A 16,603-nucleotide genomic window follows, 5' to 3' on the forward strand; every position below is an offset into this window, starting at 1 on the left:
ATAGACGCTTGCGATACCGTACAGCCGCACCGTCCAGATCGGCCGGAGCACGGGGAGGCCGTCCAAGTGACCTTGCGCATCGCATACCTCGGGCCGCCGGGCACGTTCACTTTTCAGGCCGCCGGGCAGATCTGGAATCAGTCCGAGGACCTGCTGCCCAGCACCACCGTGCCCGAGATCGTCGACCGCGTCCGGTGGGGCGACTGCGACTTCGGCGTCGTGCCGGTGGAGAACACGGTCGAGGGGATCGTGACCGCCAGCCTCGATCAACTGGTCTTCGGGACCGGCGATGTCGTCGTCCTCCGCGAGATCTCGGTGCGGACCACGTTCGACGTTTATCGCGCCGCCGGCGCGTCCGGTCCGCCCACCGGCATCGCCAGCCACCCGCACGGGCTCGCCCAGTGCACCCGCTACGTCAACGCCTCCGGGCTGCCGTCGCGCGTCTTCGCGTCCACCGCCGCCGCGGTCGAGGCCGCCGCGGCCGACCCGGGGCTGCTGGCGATCGCCGCGCCGGAGTTGGCCGGCCGGTACGCCGTGAGCCTGGTCGACAGCGGAGTCGAGGACCATCCCGGGGTGTTCACGCGGTTCGCCTGCCTCGGTTCGCGTCGACGGCAGGCGGACGTTCCCCCGGCCGCCGAGGAGCTGAGCTGGAAGACGTTGCTCGCCCTCACCCCGGCTACCCGGCCGGGCTCTCTGGCCGACGTCTGCGTGCAGTTCTCCGACCAAGGCGTGAACATCCTGTCGCTGACGTCGCGACCCTTGCCCGGCTTCGCCGGGGCGTACGTCTTCGTCCTCGCGCTCGCCGACTCGCGTACCTCGGCGGGGGTGGCCCGGGCGGTCAACGGGCTCCTCTACACCGGCGTACGCGTCAAGTTCCTGGGCAGCTTCCTCTCCGACCACCTGCTGCGGCCGGCCCGCCCGGACCGGCCGCTGTCGGCGCCGACGGGCAGCTTCGGGCTCACCGACCTGCCCGAGGTCGGCTCGGTGTTTCCGGGCCGGTAGCGCGCTGGTCGCGGGCGGGCGTCGCGGGCGCTCCGCGCGATCCACGCGCAGGATCCCGGGATAACGTCGCTATTTCCGCGCGGATGGGGACGATATCCCGGATAACGCGAACGCTGACGACGCGCTGGCATACTCGTGAAGAACTCAGCCGACCGGACGGGACAAGGGAGCACGATGGCACGTGACGGGCTGCCGGCGCTCCGGATCGCCGTCGTCGGGACCGGGTTGATCGGCGGATCCGTCCTGCGCCGCCTGGCCCAGACCCAGCACGAGGTGGTGGGCTGGGATCCCGACCCCGGTACGCGCGAGACCGCCGCCGCGTTGGGCCTGCCGTTCGCCGATCGGCTGGATGTCGCGCTCGACGGCCGGGACGTCGTCTTCCTCTGCGGGCCGCTGTCCTCGCTTCCGGCCGCGTTGACCGAGGTGGTCGCCGCGACCGGGGATCGGTGTGTGATCACCGACGTGGGCAGCACCAAGATGGCCGTGGTGGAGGCCGCCGATCGGGCTGGTCTCGCCGGTCGCTTCGTCGGCGGGCACCCGATGGCCGGTTCGGAGCGGGCAGGGCTCGCCGCCGCGACTCCGGAGCTCTACGTCGGCGCGCCCTGGGTGCTGACGCCGCTCGGCGTACCGGGGCTTCCGGCGTTCCGGCTGCTGACGCGGCTCGTCCTGGAGTCCTTCGACGCTCGGGTCGTCCCCCTGGACGCCACCGTTCACGACGACATCGTGGCCCTCGCCTCGCATATCCCGCACATCCTCGCGGGCGCGCTGGCGACCGCCACCGACCGGTCGGATGTCCGGGCGGCGGTGCTCAGTCTCGCGGCGGGCAGCTTCTCCGACGGCACCCGAGTCGCCGGTACGCCGAGCGCCCGCACGACGGACATGCTGCTCAACAACCGGGCCGCGATCGCACGCCGGATCGGTCTGGTCCGAGACGCCCTCGACGACCTCGTGGCGGCCGTCGTCACCGGCGACGCCGACCGGCTCTTGAGCGGGCTGAGCGAAGGACGGCACGCCCGGCTGGACCTGCTCGCTCGGCATACGCAGCCCGCCTCGTACGCGTTCGCCGCCGGGGAAGACGCCGAGGAGTCGGCCTTCCTGCTGGAGTTGGGCGCGTCCGGTGGCTGTGTCACCGGTTGCCGCGTCGACGGCGATCGCGTCGAGTACGACGTGCTGAAACCGAACCCATGATCACGTGATCATGCGAACTCTCAGCTGAGCAGGCGCTCCGCCGCGGAGGCGATGCGTTCGTCGGACGCGGTGAGCGCGAGCCGGACGAACGGTTCCCCGGCCGGGCCGTAGAACTCGCCCGGCACCGCCAGGATGCCGCGGTTGGCCAGCCACTCCACCGTTCGCAGACCGGGCTCGTCACGGGTGGCCCACAGGTACAGACCGGCGGTCGAGTGCTCGATGCGGAATCCGGTCTTCTCCAGCGCCTGCCGCAGCGCGACACGACGACCTCGGTAGACCTCCCGTTGCCGGTCGGCGTGCACCTCGTCGCCCAGGGCCGCGACCATGGCGGCCTGTACCGGGGCGGGCACGATCATCCCCGCGTGCTTGCGCAGCAACAGCAGATCAGCGACCAGGTCGGGGTCGCCTGCGACCAGTCCGGCCCGGTACCCGGCCAGGTTCGACCGTTTCGACAGCGAGTGGATCGCGAGCAGCCCGGTTGACGAACCGTTGCAGACGGCCGGGTCGAGGACCGAGACCGGGGTCTCCTCCCACGGCAGGCTGAGGTAGCACTCGTCGGAGGCGATGACGGCACCGCAGTCGCGCGCCCAGGCCACCCACGCCCGCATCTCGGCGGCGGTGGCGACCCGGCCGTGCGGGTTGCCCGGCGAGTTCAACCACACCAGAGCCGCAGGCTCCACCGGCGGCGTGTCGGCCCGGACGACGGTGGCCCCGGCGAGCAACGCGCCGACCTCATAGGTGGGGTAACAGACCTCGGGGATGACGACGGTGTCCCCCGGGCCGAGCCCCAGGAAGCGCGGCAGCCAGGCGACCAGCTCCTTCGAGCCGATGGTCGGCAGGACCCCGAGCTCGCCCTCGGCCCGGCAGTAACGCCGGACGTAGGCGAGCATCGCGTCCCGCAGCGCCGGGCTGCCGGCGGTGAGCGGATAACCGGGCGAGTCGGCCGCGTTGCCGAGAGCCGCCTGGAGCAGCGGGTCCACCGAGTCCACCGGGGTCCCCATCGACAAGTCGACGAGCCCGCCCGGATGCGCGGCGGCAACCGCCTTGAGCGGCTCCAGGCGGTCCCACGGCACGTCGGGAAGTCCGGCCGCCACTCGGCGGCGGCCGGCGCTCGCCCGGCTCACGCTCAGTGTCCCTCGCCCCGCGGCGGGAGACCGGCGACGAACGCGGCGTCGGCGTTGATCTTGCCGATCTTCGAGGCACCGCCGGGCGAACCGAGGTCGTTGAAGAACTCGTAGTTCGCCGGGGTGTAGTCGCGCCACTGCTCGGGAACGTCGTCCTCGTAGAAGATGGCCTCGACGGGGCAGACCGGCTCGCAGGCACCGCAGTCGACACACTCATCGGGGTGGATGTACAGCATCCGGTTGCCCTCGTAGATGCAGTCCACCGGGCACTCCTCGATGCACGCCTTGTCGAGGACGTCGACGCAGGGCTCGGCGATGATGTAGGTCACGGGTCGTCCTTCCAGCTGGCAATGGCGGGCAGCCACCGACAGCTTAGTATCGCGCCCGGGAGGTGGTCGATGGTGCTGGCCCTCAGTGCGCAAGACATCGGATGCCGGGTGGTCGTCCGGCGGCGGGTCCAGACCGGCGAACGCCCGCTTTATACCGATTTGCTGGGCGAGCTGCTCGAAATCACCCCTGCGGAAGTCGTGATTCTCACCTCCGCCGGTGCCGTGCGCGTACCAGTGGATGAGATCCATCGCGCGAAGCCGGTGCCGGCGCGCCGGGGACCGACCGCCCGCGAGATCGCGGAGGTCGAAAGAGCCGCCGCGCGGGCCTGGCCGCCCGCGGAGCTGGCGTGGCTGGGCGACTGGCGGCTGCGCGCGGCCGGCGGCTACACCGGCCGGGCCAATTCCGCGCTGCCGGTGGGCGACCCCGGCCGGCCGCTCCCCGAGGCGATCGAGCAGGTCGTGGCGTTCTACACCGAGCGCGACCTGCCCCCGCAGGTCGACGTGCCGCTGCCGCTCGCGAGCGCCGTCCAGCGCGAGCTGCTCAGGGCCGGCTGGCACGAGGAGTGCGCCGTGCGGGTCCAGACCGTCGACCTCGACCAGCTCATCGCGGTCACCGACGCCGTCGGCTCGCTCTCCGCGCAGCCCTCACCGGCCGCACTCGCCCTGATCGAAGGCCGGCGCGGGCCCCTGCCCGAGGCCGCTCGCCACGTCCTGACCGCGGTGCCCACGCTCGCCTTCTGCGAGTACGCCGACGCCGGGGAGCCGCATGGGCGAGCCGCCGGGAGTGCAGTCAGCGGCGACCTGCTCGCGATGGGTCGCGGCAGTGTCACCACCGCCGGTCACGCCGACGGGGAGGGGGCGCGGTGGCTCGGCCTGTTCGCGATCGAGACCGTGCCCGCGGCTCGCCGTCGCGGGCTCGCCCAACGCATCGTCGGGCAGCTGGCCCGCTGGGGGCGCGAGCACGGCGCGACCCACGCCTTCCTCCAGGTCGAGTCGACGAACGAGGCCGCGCAGGCGTTGTACGCGAAGCTGGGCTTCACGACGCACCACAGCTACCTCCGCTACCGCCTGCGCCCTCACCCCCGCGCCCTTTCCGGTTGATCATGAACTTGCGGTCGTGATCAACCGGCGTGTCGTGTGCGTGGCATCCTGATCGACTCCCCAACCGGGTGATCGACTTCGGGTGGCTAGACGCGCTTGGGCTTCGCCTTCGCCGTCCGCGCGAACTGGCGCAGCTGCTTGGTCCGGACGTCCTGCCCGGTCGCGACGAGGATCAGCCCACCGAGCAGCGAAGCGCCGACCGTGATCGCGGCGTACTGCCAGATCTGCTCGAAGAAGTCCCCCGCGCCCATCTTGAACGGTCCCTCGCCCACGATGAGCGGGCCGACCAGCACGATGAGGGCACAGGACACGACCGCCGCCATGGCCAGGTCGAAAGCGACCGTCGGCATCGGCCGCTGACGGCCCCAGACGAAGGCCAGGACAGCGAAGACCAGGGCGATCGCAGTCAACCCGACGACGGGCACGAGATCCTGTTTACTGGAGTTCTCGTCCAGGACGAACTTCGAGACGAGCCGTCCAGCCACATTGATCGCGAAGAGCACACCGGCCAGGATGCCGATCCGCTTCCACCTCAGCGCCATTACCGCCTCCCGCGCGCATGTTCCGACGTGATCCTTATACGCCGTCGCCGGAAGATACACCAGAGGTCTCCAGGGTCGCTGGACGCGAATAAGGTGTGCGCGTGGAGAACTCCGAACCGGACGAGCTCATCGAAGCCCGGGTGGCGCCGCACATCCGCCGGCTCCGGCTACGCGCCTTCCGGGAACGCGTACGCGAAAGCCTGTTGTTCCTGCCGCTGGTGATGGTGGCCTGCGCGGTCGTGATCGCCTTCCTGCTGGCCGATCTGGACGCCCGGCACGACATCGCCGTCAACGGAGTCTTCTCCTTCTCCCCCGACGTGGCGATCACGCTGCTCGGCACCATCGCCGGTGCGGTGATCACGACCGCCGGCGTGGTGTTCTCCCTCCTCGTGGTCTCGCTGCAACTGGCCAGCGGCCAATTCTCGCCGCGCGTCCTGCGAGGCTTCTGGCGCGACCGCGGCGGGCAGGTCCTCGTCGGCCTGCTGATGTCCACCTTCGTCTTCTGCGTGCTCACACTGGCCCGGATCGACTCCGACCAACCGTCCGCGCCCACGCTCACCATCAACTTCGCGCTGATCCTGGCGCTGCTGTCGGTGCTCGCCATCGTGGTCTACCTCGACCGGATCAGCCGCCAGCAATACGTCGGCCGGATCATGCAGCGGGTCTCCGGGGAGACCCGGAAGCTGATCACCCAACTGCCCTATGGCAAGAACCTGGGCATGAAGGTCGGCGAGACCTGCCCCCGGCCCGACCTGAGCTCGCTGGGATCGCCGCTGGTCGTCCTCAGCCCGGCGGACGGCTGGGTGCAACAGCTGAGCCGCCGCGCGATCGTCAACGCGGCGCCGCCGGACTCCGTGATCCGCCTGGAGACCCGGGTGGGCGCCTGGGTGACCGCCGGTACGCCGATCATCCGCATCTGGCCGGCCCCGGCGAACGCGACCGCCGTCAGCCGGGTGGTCGACGACGCGCTCATCGTCGGCCCGGCCCGCACGATGCAGCAGGACATCGACTTCGGCCTGCGGCAGCTGAACGACATCGGACTGCGGGCGCTGTCGCCCGCCGTCAACGACCCGACCACCGCCGTCGAGGTCATCCTCAACCTCGGTTCGGTGATGCGCCCACTGCTGGTCGCCCACCAGACTCCACAATGCGTACGCGACAGCTCGGGCCGGGTGCTGCTCACCCCGAACGACCTCGACAAGGGCGAATTCGTCAAGCACGCCTTCGAGCAGTTGCGGCACTACGCCGTCGGGCATCCCGCCGTGCTCACGGCGATTTCGCGTACGCTGCGGATGCTTCGCGAGGCGTGCGTGACGCCCAGCGGCCGGCCGATCGTCGACGACGACGCGGGCGCGGTGACCGAGATCGATCGGCTGCTCGTCTCGGTCGACGCCGAACTCCTGCAGCTCGCGACCCACCCCTGACCCCACGCGTCCCGCTTTCCAGCGCTGGATCAGGGATCTCGGTCGAATCTTGCCCCAAGATTCGACCCGGAACCCTGATCCAGCCGACCGCAGTGGCGGCGAGTGGCGATGAGGTCAGGCGATCCGGCGGGGTTTGACGAGGCGCAGGAACGGCGTGGCGAACCCGGCCATCCCCGCGACGACCGCCAGCGCGCCCGCCCAGTTGTCGGGCAGGATCAGCCAGTCCCCCTCGGACCGCTCGGTCACCGCGGCCACCATGACGACGCACCACGGCACGATGGCGAAGACCGGCGCCCAGGTTTTGTCCACGGTGTACCACGCGAACCAGGTCAGCCCGAAGTTCGCCGCGAACGCGACGAACATCGTCGCGGGCACCAGAATCGAGCCGATCCGCAGGTTGCTGTAGAAGACCTCGAAGACGGCGGTCAGCGCGCCGAGCAGGAACGCGACGATGCCGCCGTAGATCCGGACGAGCAGCGCGATCATGCGTCCAGCCCTGCGCCGTGCCGCTGTTTCTCCGGCAAGCCGGAGAACAAGTCCGCCTCCCAGCCGTGCGCGCCCTCGCCCGGCCCGCGCTCGCCGTACGCCAGCGTGTAGTACTCCACTCCCATGAATTCGTCACCGAAGTTGCCGGCGATCGAATAGAGCCACGAGGTATCGGGAATCTGGGTCGCGTGCGCGTGCAGCGAGGCGACCTTCCTTTCATGCTGATCCGTGCCGTCGATGCAGGCGGCGATCTCGTCGTCGGGGGTGCCGAACGGGATGTCGTCGACGCTGGTGGCCTCGCCGAACGGGTTGTCCGAGGAGTCCTTGAACGCGTCGAGCCCCGCTTCGAGCACGCTCTTCGGCATCGCACCCCAGTAGATCTTGGCGGGGCCGAAGCCCTCCGCCCGGGCGAGCTCGGCGGCCCGCATGGCGACCCGGTGCGACTGGATGTGATCGGGGTGGCCGTAGAAGCCGTTCTCGTCGTAGGTGACCAGCACCTGCGGCCGCGTCTCCCGCATGATCTCCACCAGGTGCCCGGCCGCCTCGTCGAGGTCGGCCCGCCAGAAGCAGCGCGGGTGCTCGTTCGCCGGCGTGCCCATCATCCCGGAGTCCCGATATCGTCCCGCCCCGCCGAGGAACCGGTGATCAGTCACGCCGAGGGCGGCGCACGCCCGTTCCAGCTCCACCACTCGGTAGCCGCCGAGCTGGTCGGCCTGAGCCGCCTCCAGCTGGGCGAGCGCGGGGACGTGGATCTCGCCCTCTTCGCCGAGGGTGCAGGTCACGAGGGTCACCCGCGCGCCCTGGGCGGCGTAGTGGGCCATCGTCGCCCCGGTGCCGATCGACTCGTCGTCGGGGTGAGCGTGCACGAACAGAATGCTGCGATCCACCGAGCCACTCTAACGCCCGGCCGTGTACGCCCCGCTCGTGCCGAGGCGTGGTGCATTCTGTCTAGGCAAACCGCCAAACCACCACGAATCGAACAGTCAGATGAATACGCTTCATGGTGTGACGGACCTTGAACCCCGGCGCATCGTCGTCGGGCGGGACGGCGAGCGGGTGGCGTACCTGCTCGGCGAGCGCCTCTGCGTCCTCGACACGGCCACCGGTGCGGTCCGCCCGGTCGCCGGCGAGGTCGGGGCGTACGCCTGCGACCTGCACGCCACCGTTGCCGTCTTCGCCCGCGCGGGCCGCCTGCACCGCGTACGCCTGACCGGCGAGCCCGAGGTCGTGGACCTCGGCGTCGAGGGCGAGCAACCGCAGCCCGACCCGACCGGGCGGCACATCGCGTACCGGCGTGACCGGGCGCTGCACGTGCTCCTGGACGGCGTCCACGACGACTCCGCGACGCCGGTGCTGCTGGCCGGGGAGGAGAGCCCGGCGGTGCGGTGGGGCGACGTCGACGACGACGCGGCCGGGTTCGGCCGGAAGCGCGGCTGGTGGTGGGCGCCGGACGGCTCGGCGGTCCTCGCCACGCGTACCGACGGGCCGCGCAGCACCTCGCTGCATCTGCTGGAGCTCGACGGTGGCTGGGTCGACGTCCACTGGGACCGCTGGGTCTACCCCTACGTCGCGGGCGCCGGGTGGTTCGACGGGCCGCCTCTGGTGACCGTCCTACGCCGGGGGCAGAACCACGGGCTCGTCCTCGCCGTGGACCCGCGGACCGGGGAGACCCAGGTGCACGCGGAGCTCTCGGATCCACGGTTCGTGCGGACGGTCGACGGGACGCCGTTGCACCTGCCGGACGGCCGCGTGCTGGTCGGCAGCGAGATCGCCCACGAGAGCTACGACTCCCGGTGCCTGTTCGCCGACGGAACCCTGCTCACCCCGCCCAACCTCTACGTACGCCGAGTCGTCGGCCGGATCGGGCCGATGTGCCTCGGACCCGGGCTGCCGGCCTTCGCCGGGATGCACCCGTCGGAGCCGCGGGCCGGTGCCGGGGAGCGCTTGCACGAGCCGCCGGGAGTGCGTTCAGCCCTGGACAACGAACTCGGTGACCTGCTCATCGAGGCGAGCACCGACCCTGCCGAGCAGCACCTTTACCGCGTACGCGGAGCGCTGGGCCGAGGTGGCGGCATGGCGGCCCAACGGCTGACCCACGAACCCGGCTGGCACACCGGCGAATGCGGCGGCGAGACGATGGTGATCGGTTCGGCCGGGCTGGACCACTCCGGCACACGGTGGACCGTGCTCCGCCGGGGGCATCCTGTCGGGGTGCTGGGCGATCCCGCCGTCGACCGGATCGGCGAGCGGGCAGCCGCACCCGGCCCGGACCTGCCCCGCCCGGTCCTCGACCGCGTGACCGACCGCCGGTTGCCGGTAGGCGTCCTCTATCCCGCCCGTCACCTGGTCGGGCGACGGCTGCCGATCCTGCTCGACCTGGCGACCGGCCTCGGTGGACAGACCGTGCTGGCCCGATCCGACGGGTGGGCGCACCGGCAACGCTGGGCCGAAGCCGGATATGCCGTCGTCGCCGTCGACACCCGGGGCAGCGCCGGCATCGCGCCGAGCTTCGAGAAGGTGGTGCATCGGCGGCTGGTCGACCTCGTCGTCGCCGACCTCGCCGAGACGGTGCACGAACTGGGGGCGAAGGATCCCGACCTCGACCTGGAACACGTGCTGCTCCGCGGCACCGGGGTCGGCGGCTGGCTGGCCGCCCGGGCGGTCGCCGACCGGCCGGACACCTTCCACGGCGCGGTCGTCCGCGACCCCGTACGCGCCTGGACCGACCTGCCGCCCGTGCTGGCGGAACGCTATCTGGGCAACCCCGACGACAACTCCGAGGTCTGGCTGCATCACGAACTACGGGACCTGCCGGCGGGCGTACGCGAGATTCCTGCCGACGCCCCGATCGAGGTGGAGGTGTCCGCGCTGGACGCCCTCCTGAACTCCTGAGAGTCAGCACCGGGAAAGGGTGAGGGCGGGCCCCCAAGGGATGCCCGCCCTCCATCTATTTGGTGGTGCTTCAGTGCTCGTCCGCTCCCGCGGCGACCTCGTCGGCGTGGACTTCCTGCTCGATCAGGATGCCCTCCTCCGGGAAGTGGCAGGCCGCCAGCGAACCGCTCGACTTGATCGTCAGCGGCGGCTCCTGCTGGGCGCAGATTTCCTGGGCCTTCCAGCAGCGCGTACGGAAACGGCAGCCGGACGGCGGGTTGATCGGGGTGGGCACGTCGCCCACCAGCCGGATGCGGCCCGCCGACTCGCCGATCTTCGCCGGGTCCGGCACCGCCGAGAGCAGGGCCTTCGTGTACGGGTGGGACGGCCGCTCGTAGATCTGCTCACGGGAGCCGATCTCGACCAGCTTACCCAGGTACATGACGCCGACGCGCTGGCAGAAGTGCCGGACGACGGACAGGTCGTGGGCGATGAACACGAAGGCCAGGTCCATCTCCCGCTGCAGATCCCGCAGGAGGTTGATGACCTGCGCCTGGATGGACACGTCCAGCGCGGAGACCGGCTCGTCGGCGACGATGATCTTCGGGTTGAGCGCCAGCGACCGGGCGATGCCGATACGCTGCCGCTGACCGCCGGAGAACTCGTGCGGGAAGCGGTTGTAGTGCTCGGGGTTGAGACCGACCAGCTCCAGCAGCTCCTGGACCCGCTTCTTCACGCCGCCGGGCGGGTTGATTCCGTTGACCTGCAACGGCATCGCGACGATCTTGCCGACCGTGTGCCGCGGGTTCAGCGACGAGTACGGGTCCTGGAAGATGATCTGCATGTCCTGACGGAGCCGCTGCAGCTTCGAACCCCGGGCCCGGGTGATGTCCTGACCCTCGAAGGTGATCTTGCCTTCGGTCGAGTCCAGCAGCCGGACCAGCATCCGGCCGGTCGTGGTCTTGCCACAGCCGGACTCGCCCACCAGGCCGAGCGTCTCACCGGGACGGACCTCGAAGGAGACTCCGTCGACCGCGCGGACGACCTGCTTGGCGCCGATCAGTCCACCGCCACGCACCGGGAAGTGCTTGGTCAGGTTCTCCACCTTCAGCAGCGGCTCGGCGGAGTTCTGGCCCTGCGGGCCACGCTGCTCAATCACCTGGGTGCTCACTGGGCGACTCCCACCGACGCGATTTCTTCCTGGTACGTCCGGTTGCGCTCCCGCTCGGGCAGGTGGCACGCGACCGTGTGGCCCGGCTCGTCGGCCAGCGCCAGCGGCAGCAGCCGCGGCACGTCGACATCGCACGGGCCGCCCTTCAACATCGCGTACGCGCACCGCGGGTGGAACACGCAGCCGGACGGGATGTTGAGCAGGCTCGGCGGGTTGCCCTTGATGGGCAGCAGGTCCGCGTCGGGGTCACCGTGCAGCGACGGCATGCTGGCCAGCAGACCCCAGGTGTAGGGGTGCTGCGCCGACCGCATGATCTGCTCGACCGTGCCGTACTCGGCTACGCGGCCGCCGTACATCACGAGGACCTCGTCGGCGACCTGGCTCACGACGCCGAGGTCGTGCGTGATCAGGATGACCGCGGAGTTGAACTCGCGCTGGAGGTCTTCCAGCAGGTCGAGGATCTGCGCCTGCACGGTCACGTCGAGAGCCGTGGTGGGCTCGTCCGCGATGAGCAGGGTGGGGTCGTTGACCAGCGACATCGCGATCATGGCGCGCTGCCGCATACCGCCGGAGAACTCGTGCGGGTACTGCTTGAACCGCCGGTCGGGCTGCGGGATGCCGACCCGGTCGAGCATCTCGATCGCGCGCTTCTTGGCGACCGCCTTGGAGGCGTCCGGATGGTGGATCCGGTACGCCTCAACGATCTGCCGCCCGATCGTGTAGAAGGGGTGCAGCGCGGTCAGCGGGTCCTGGAAGATCATGGCGACGTCGCGGCCACGCAGCTTGCGCAGCTGGTCCTGGGTGAGCCCGATCAGCTCCTGCCCGCCCAGCTTGATGCTGCCCTTCATGGTGGTCGACTTGGTGTTGTGCAGACCCATGATGGACAGGCTGGTGACGCTCTTGCCGGAGCCGGACTCGCCCACGATGCCGAGGGTCTTGCCGCGCTCGACCGAGAAGCTGACGCCGTTGACCGCCTGGACCAGGCCGTCCTCGGTACGGAAGCGGACCTGCAGGTCTTCGACCTCGAGGTAGGGGGACTCGTTCGCAGTCATTGTCATCTCCCGGAAGAGCCGAGCTTGACCCGCGGGTCGATAACGGCGTAGAGCATGTCGACGATCACGTTGGACAGCACGATGAAGACCGCGCCGAAGAGCACCGTCGCCATGACGACCGGCAGGTTCTGCGCGAAGACCGCGGCCACCGCCGTCTTGCCCGTGCCGGGGAGGCTGAAGGTGGTTTCGGTGATCGCGACGCCGCCCAGCTGGCCGCCGATGTCGATGCCGGCGATGGTGACGATCGGGGTGATCGCGGCCCGCAGCGCGTGCCGCAGGTACACCACCTTCATCTTGAGGCCCTTGGCCCGGGCGGTGCGGATGTAGTCCTCGCTCAGGGTCTCGATCATCTGCGCCCGCGAGAATCGCGAGTAGCTCGCCGAGTTGATCAGCCCCAGCGCGATCCACGGCGTGATCATGCCGCCGATCCAGCCGAGCGGGTCCTCGAACGGGCTGATGTACTGCGCCCGAGGCAGCCAGCCGAGCTGGTAGACGAAGATCGCCAGGATCAGCGAGCCGAGGAAGAAGATCTGGGTCGACGCGAACGTCAGGGCGGTGCCGGCGGCGATGCGGTCCAGCAGGGATCCACGTTTGATCGCCGAGGTCATGCCGAGCGCTGTACCGAACAGCACATAGACGACCGCCGCGCCGAGGACGACGCTGAACGTGACCGGCAGCGTACGCCCGAGGATGTCGGAGACTTTCTCATACGTCCGGAAGTTGATGCCCAGGCAGGGCGCGGGGCACTCGATCTTGTCCGGCCCGCTGCCGATGTCGCGGCCGACGAACACGCCTTTCATGTAGTTGGCGTACTGCGTCACCGGGCTTTTATCGAGCTCGAGCGACTGCTCGATCTTGTCGTGCTGCGCCTGGGTGCATGCCTTGGTGCCGCACATCGTCGCCGCCGGGTCGGCGGGGCCGAGGAAGAACAGGCCGAAGACCGTCACTGAGATCGCGAAGAGCGTTAGGACGGCCAGGAGTGCCCGTTTGACGAAGAAGCGAAACATGGGGATGGGCCTTCCGGAGGAGTCACCGTGCAGCCGGATCGCGGCTGGACCGTGGCGGGCGGCCGTTGACCGCCCGCCACGGGTGGTGCGTGGTGATTCTCGGTCCCCGGTGACGAGCCGTTCAGCTCGTCACCGGAGCGCCTGGATCAACCTGACCGAGGTCAGGACTTGACGTAGGCGCCGAGGACGTCGAACTGGCTGAACTGGTTGACGAAGGTGCCGCCGATCTTCGGGCCGTAGATCGAGAAGTTACGGCCGTAGCGCAGCGGGATCACCGGGGCGTAGTCCTTCATGATCTGCTCGTCCAGGGCGCCGTACTGCTCGGCAGCGGCACCGCGGTCGGTCATCTCACGAAGCTCCTTGAGCTTGGCCACGATGGTCGGCTCGTTGAAGTAGGAGTAGTTGTTGTTGCCCTCGGGAACGATCTTCGAACCGTCCATCAGAACACCCAGGGTCGACTCACCGTCGGACCAGTCCTGGCCCCACGCCGAGGTCATCAGGTCGCAGTCAACGCCCTTGACACCGATGGTGGTGTAGTAGTTGGCGCGCTCGATGAACTTGGTGGTGATGTCGAAACCGGCCCGCTTGAGACCCTCGGTGATGACCGCGGCGACCGTCTGGTTCACCGTGGTGTTCGAGGTGCAGAAGGTCAGCTTCGGCACGGTCTTGCCCTCGAGGAGCTTCTTCGCCTTCTCGACGTCGCCGTGGTTGTCCGGCAGCGACGGGTAGACGTCGAACTTCTTGTAACCGGGCACGACCGGCGACATGATCGTCGACGCCGGGTCGGCGATGTCGTAGCCACCGACGGCCTTGAGGTAGGCGTCCCGGTCGAAGGCGTAGTTCAGCGCACGCCGCACGTCAACGTCGGTCACCCGAGTGGTGTTGATGTTGATGTAGTAGACGTACTGGTTCGGGCCGGTCGCAACGCGCTTCATCAGCTCGGCGTTGCCCTTCACCGACGGGATCAGCTCCGGCGGAACGTTGTCGATCATCACGGAGGCGGCATCGTCGCCCGCCGCGGCGGTGAGCCGGTCGGTCTGCGCCTTCGCGTCACCGGTCATGTCGATCACGAACTGGTCGACGTACTGGTGACGGATCGGGTCCGACTTCGGGTCCCAGTTCGGGTTCTTCTCGAGAACCAGCTTGGTGCCCGGGACGTACTCCTTCGTCTTGTACGGACCCGACGAAACGAACTGGGTCTCGTACTTCTCCTTGGTGTCCTTCGCGGCCGGAACCGGCGTGGAGGTCGGGAACGCCAGGAGGAAGGGCAGCTCGGTGTGCGGCGCGTCGAACGTGAAGATGATGGTCTTGTCGTCCGGCGTGCTGATGCCCGGGGCGTAGGGCTTGTCGGCGGTCGGGCCGGCGTAGCCGCCGTCCTTGCCGTAGCTCTTGTCCAGGGCGGCCTGGAGGTACTGCGGACCCTGCGAACCACGCGGACCGAAGGAACGCGAGATCGAGTACGCGATGTCCTTGGAGGTGATCGCGGTGCCGTCGTCGAACTTGACGCCGTCACGCAGGGTGTACTTCCAGGTCTTACCGTTGTCGGTGGTCTCACCGGCATTGGTCGCCAGGTCACCGACCAGCTTCAGCGGCTCGCCCTCCTTGGGCGACTCGATGTAGCCGGTCAGGGTGCGGTGGAACAGCTGGCTGTAGGAGAGCGCGTTCGACACGTAGATCATCTGCGGGTCGAGGTGCTCGAAGTCGCCGTCCTGAATGACGGTGATCTTGCCACCCGTGGTGTGGCCCTCGACGTCCGGCGCCGGCGTGACGGCCTCACCCTTGAAGTCGACGACGAAAGCCTGCTTCGTCGCCGTCTCGTTCTGGGTACCGCCCCCGGTGTTCTTCGTGCAGGCAGCGCTCAACGCCACGCCCATGGCGAGCGCGCCAACGGCGACTGCCTTGAGGGTGTTTCGCACTAGGGTTTCTCCTTCCCATTTTTACGCCCGGGCACGTGGAGGGGTATCCGTCGGTGGCCGGGACGACTGTGGACCGAAGTTCTCCGCCGAGAACTCTTCCGATGCGATGAGCGAATCGATCAGCGGTTGGACTTCGGGTCGAGGGCGTCTCGCATGGAGTCGCCGAAGAGGTTGAACGCGAGCACCAGGGCCCAGATCGAGACACCCGGGATGATCAGGTAGGCGAGGTCGCCGGACTGCATGAAGCCGATGCTGTGGTTGATCATCCGGCCCCAGTCGGGAGTCGGCTGCTCCACACCGATGCCGAGGAAGGACAGCGCGGCCTCGGCGGTGACCGTCGCCGGCAGGGCCAGCGAGAAGGTCACCAGGATCGGCGCCCAGAGGTTCGGCAGGATCTGCTTGAACATGATGTGGCCGCGGCCGGCGCCGGCCGCCCGGGCGGCCTCGACGTACTCGCGCTCACGCAGCGAGATCACCTGACCGCGAACCAGGCGGGCGGTGCTCATCCAGCCGAAGAGCGAGAAGACGACGATGATCGTGATCATGCGCTCGGGAGCCGAGACGTAGCCGCTCGAGTCGGCGAGGTGGGTGTTGACGATCGGGATGATCGCGATCGCCATCAGCACGAACGGGAAGGCCAGCATGTAGTCGAAGAACCAGTTGAGGACCTGGTCGACCCAGCCGCCGAGGTAGCCGGCGACGATGCCGAGGACGACGCCGATCGCGACCGACAGGACGGCCGCGAGCGAGGCGACGATCAGCGAGGTCCGCGCGCCGTAGACGAACTGCATGAACAGGTCCCAGCCGGTCTGCGGCATGACGCCCAGGATGTGGGCGTGGCCGGACGGGTTGTTCGACGTGAAGTCGATGCCGCCGAAGTAGCCCAGCGGTACGCCGTTGTTGTCCAGCAGGTCGGGGCTGTTCACCGTCGGGCCGAGACCATAGATCTTCTCGATCAGCGGGGCCAGGATGGCGATGAGGATGAAGAAGCCCAGCACCCAGATGCTGCCCCGGGCGGTCCGGTCACGACGCAGCCGCGACCAGGCGAGCTGGCCGGGCGACCGGCCGATGATCGCTTTCGGGGTCTTCGCACTCTCTTCCGTGGCCGCGACGTCGAGCACGCCCACGGCGCTGGAGTCGGCCGCGGGGGCCGCGGGCTCGGTGCCACGCGGGTTCGGCTCGCTCATGCGCCCATCTCCTCATACGTAGGTTGCAGCGCACCAGGGGATGTGCTGCCCCAGGTGTCTGAGGGGACGGTAGTAGCAAGAAACGCCGTCGTGAAGGCTGCTCAACATCAGTTCGATAACAACCCCGTCACGGAAGGGCCCACCGCCGCAACCTTCTGACGTGCTGTAAGCTGCCCGGCCAAGCCGCCTTGGGACAGTTGTTT

15 protein-coding genes are annotated in these 16,603 nt (G+C 69.2%); 5 read left to right on the forward strand and 10 right to left on the reverse strand.

Going from position 1 to position 16,603, the window contains the following annotated elements; all coding sequences use genetic code 11:
- Positions 1-66: 66 nt before the first annotated feature.
- Positions 67-1,002 (forward strand): prephenate dehydratase domain-containing protein, encoded by a 936-nt coding sequence (locus tag AB0H43_RS08650; RefSeq protein ID WP_359998400.1) that lies wholly within the window; start codon positions 67-69, stop codon positions 1,000-1,002.
- 174 nt (positions 1,003-1,176) lie between these two features.
- Positions 1,177-2,190 (forward strand): prephenate dehydrogenase/arogenate dehydrogenase family protein, encoded by a 1,014-nt coding sequence (locus tag AB0H43_RS08655; RefSeq protein ID WP_359998402.1) that lies wholly within the window; start codon positions 1,177-1,179, stop codon positions 2,188-2,190.
- 20 nt (positions 2,191-2,210) lie between these two features.
- Here AB0H43_RS08655 and dapC read toward each other — a convergent pair whose 3' ends face one another.
- Positions 2,211-3,314 (reverse strand): succinyldiaminopimelate transaminase, encoded by a 1,104-nt coding sequence (dapC, locus tag AB0H43_RS08660; protein ID WP_359998404.1) that lies wholly within the window; start codon positions 3,312-3,314, stop codon positions 2,211-2,213.
- A gap of 2 nt (positions 3,315-3,316) precedes the next feature.
- Complete coding sequence (gene fdxA, locus AB0H43_RS08665) at positions 3,317-3,643, reverse strand: ferredoxin (RefSeq protein WP_359998405.1); 327 nt, start codon at positions 3,641-3,643, stop codon at positions 3,317-3,319.
- A 69-nt stretch (positions 3,644-3,712) separates the two neighbouring features.
- Here fdxA and AB0H43_RS08670 point away from each other — a divergent pair, with 69 nt between their 5' ends.
- The gene (locus tag AB0H43_RS08670) at positions 3,713-4,744 is read left to right on the forward strand and encodes a GNAT family N-acetyltransferase (protein WP_359998406.1); all 1,032 of its coding nucleotides are present in this window, start codon (positions 3,713-3,715) and stop codon (positions 4,742-4,744) included.
- A gap of 86 nt (positions 4,745-4,830) precedes the next feature.
- On the opposite strand, the gene AB0H43_RS08675 is transcribed toward AB0H43_RS08670, so the two are convergent.
- Complete coding sequence (locus AB0H43_RS08675; protein ID WP_359998408.1) at positions 4,831-5,286, reverse strand: hypothetical protein; 456 nt, start codon at positions 5,284-5,286, stop codon at positions 4,831-4,833.
- Positions 5,287-5,387: 101 nt separating this feature from the next.
- On the opposite strand from AB0H43_RS08675, the gene AB0H43_RS08680 reads away from it, so the two are divergent.
- The gene (locus AB0H43_RS08680; protein WP_359998409.1) at positions 5,388-6,710 is read left to right on the forward strand and encodes a DUF2254 domain-containing protein; all 1,323 of its coding nucleotides are present in this window, start codon (positions 5,388-5,390) and stop codon (positions 6,708-6,710) included.
- A gap of 114 nt (positions 6,711-6,824) precedes the next feature.
- On the opposite strand, the gene AB0H43_RS08685 is transcribed toward AB0H43_RS08680, so the two are convergent.
- Entirely contained in the window at positions 6,825-7,196 is a 372-nt protein-coding gene (locus AB0H43_RS08685; protein ID WP_359998411.1) for a hypothetical protein, read from the reverse strand.
- Positions 7,193-8,083, reverse strand: coding sequence for an N-acetyl-1-D-myo-inositol-2-amino-2-deoxy-alpha-D-glucopyranoside deacetylase (gene mshB / locus AB0H43_RS08690; protein WP_359998413.1), 891 nt, complete (start codon positions 8,081-8,083; stop codon positions 7,193-7,195). The genes AB0H43_RS08685 and mshB overlap by 4 nt, the downstream gene beginning before the upstream one ends.
- A gap of 118 nt (positions 8,084-8,201) precedes the next feature.
- Here mshB and AB0H43_RS08695 point away from each other — a divergent pair, with 118 nt between their 5' ends.
- Complete coding sequence (locus AB0H43_RS08695) at positions 8,202-10,088, forward strand: prolyl oligopeptidase family serine peptidase (RefSeq protein ID WP_359998414.1); 1,887 nt, start codon at positions 8,202-8,204, stop codon at positions 10,086-10,088.
- Between the two features lie 70 nt (positions 10,089-10,158).
- Here the strand turns inward: AB0H43_RS08695 and AB0H43_RS08700 are convergent, their stop codons facing one another.
- The 5 genes from AB0H43_RS08700 to AB0H43_RS08720 form a co-directional block, all read right to left on the reverse strand.
- A complete protein-coding gene (locus tag AB0H43_RS08700) occupies positions 10,159-11,238 on the reverse strand; it encodes a dipeptide ABC transporter ATP-binding protein (protein ID WP_359998415.1) in 1,080 nt (359 codons plus the stop codon).
- Positions 11,235-12,290 carry an ABC transporter ATP-binding protein gene (locus tag AB0H43_RS08705; RefSeq protein ID WP_359998417.1) on the reverse strand — a complete coding sequence of 352 codons (1,056 nt, stop codon included), beginning with the start codon at positions 12,288-12,290 and terminating at the stop codon, positions 11,235-11,237. Before AB0H43_RS08705 ends, AB0H43_RS08700 begins: the two co-directional genes overlap by 4 nt.
- A gap of 2 nt (positions 12,291-12,292) precedes the next feature.
- Positions 12,293-13,297, reverse strand: a complete 1,005-nt coding sequence (locus tag AB0H43_RS08710; RefSeq protein WP_359998419.1) for an ABC transporter permease — start codon at positions 13,295-13,297, stop codon at positions 12,293-12,295.
- 161 nt (positions 13,298-13,458) lie between these two features.
- Positions 13,459-15,213 (reverse strand): ABC transporter substrate-binding protein, encoded by a 1,755-nt coding sequence (locus AB0H43_RS08715; RefSeq protein WP_359998421.1) that lies wholly within the window; start codon positions 15,211-15,213, stop codon positions 13,459-13,461.
- A gap of 119 nt (positions 15,214-15,332) precedes the next feature.
- Positions 15,333-16,400, reverse strand: coding sequence for an ABC transporter permease (locus AB0H43_RS08720; RefSeq protein WP_359998423.1), 1,068 nt, complete (start codon positions 16,398-16,400; stop codon positions 15,333-15,335).
- Between the last annotated feature and the right edge of the window lie 203 nt (positions 16,401-16,603).

The organism is Hamadaea sp. NPDC050747 (assembly GCF_040654195.1).
GTDB lineage: Bacteria > Actinomycetota > Actinomycetes > Mycobacteriales > Micromonosporaceae > Hamadaea.

Coding starts and splice junctions, on each gene's coding strand:
- AB0H43_RS08710 (WP_359998419.1), bottom strand. CDS start 13,297: ATGTTTCGCTTCTTCGTCAAACGGGCACTCCTGGCCGTCCTAACGCTC.
- AB0H43_RS08675 (WP_359998408.1), bottom strand. CDS start 5,286: ATGGCGCTGAGGTGGAAGCGGATCGGCATCCTGGCCGGTGTGCTCTTC.
- AB0H43_RS08705 (WP_359998417.1), bottom strand. CDS start 12,290: ATGACTGCGAACGAGTCCCCCTACCTCGAGGTCGAAGACCTGCAGGTC.
- AB0H43_RS08685 (WP_359998411.1), bottom strand. CDS start 7,196: ATGATCGCGCTGCTCGTCCGGATCTACGGCGGCATCGTCGCGTTCCTG.
- AB0H43_RS08670 (WP_359998406.1), top strand. CDS start 3,713: ATGGTGCTGGCCCTCAGTGCGCAAGACATCGGATGCCGGGTGGTCGTC.
- AB0H43_RS08655 (WP_359998402.1), top strand. CDS start 1,177: ATGGCACGTGACGGGCTGCCGGCGCTCCGGATCGCCGTCGTCGGGACC.
- AB0H43_RS08720 (WP_359998423.1), bottom strand. CDS start 16,400: ATGAGCGAGCCGAACCCGCGTGGCACCGAGCCCGCGGCCCCCGCGGCC.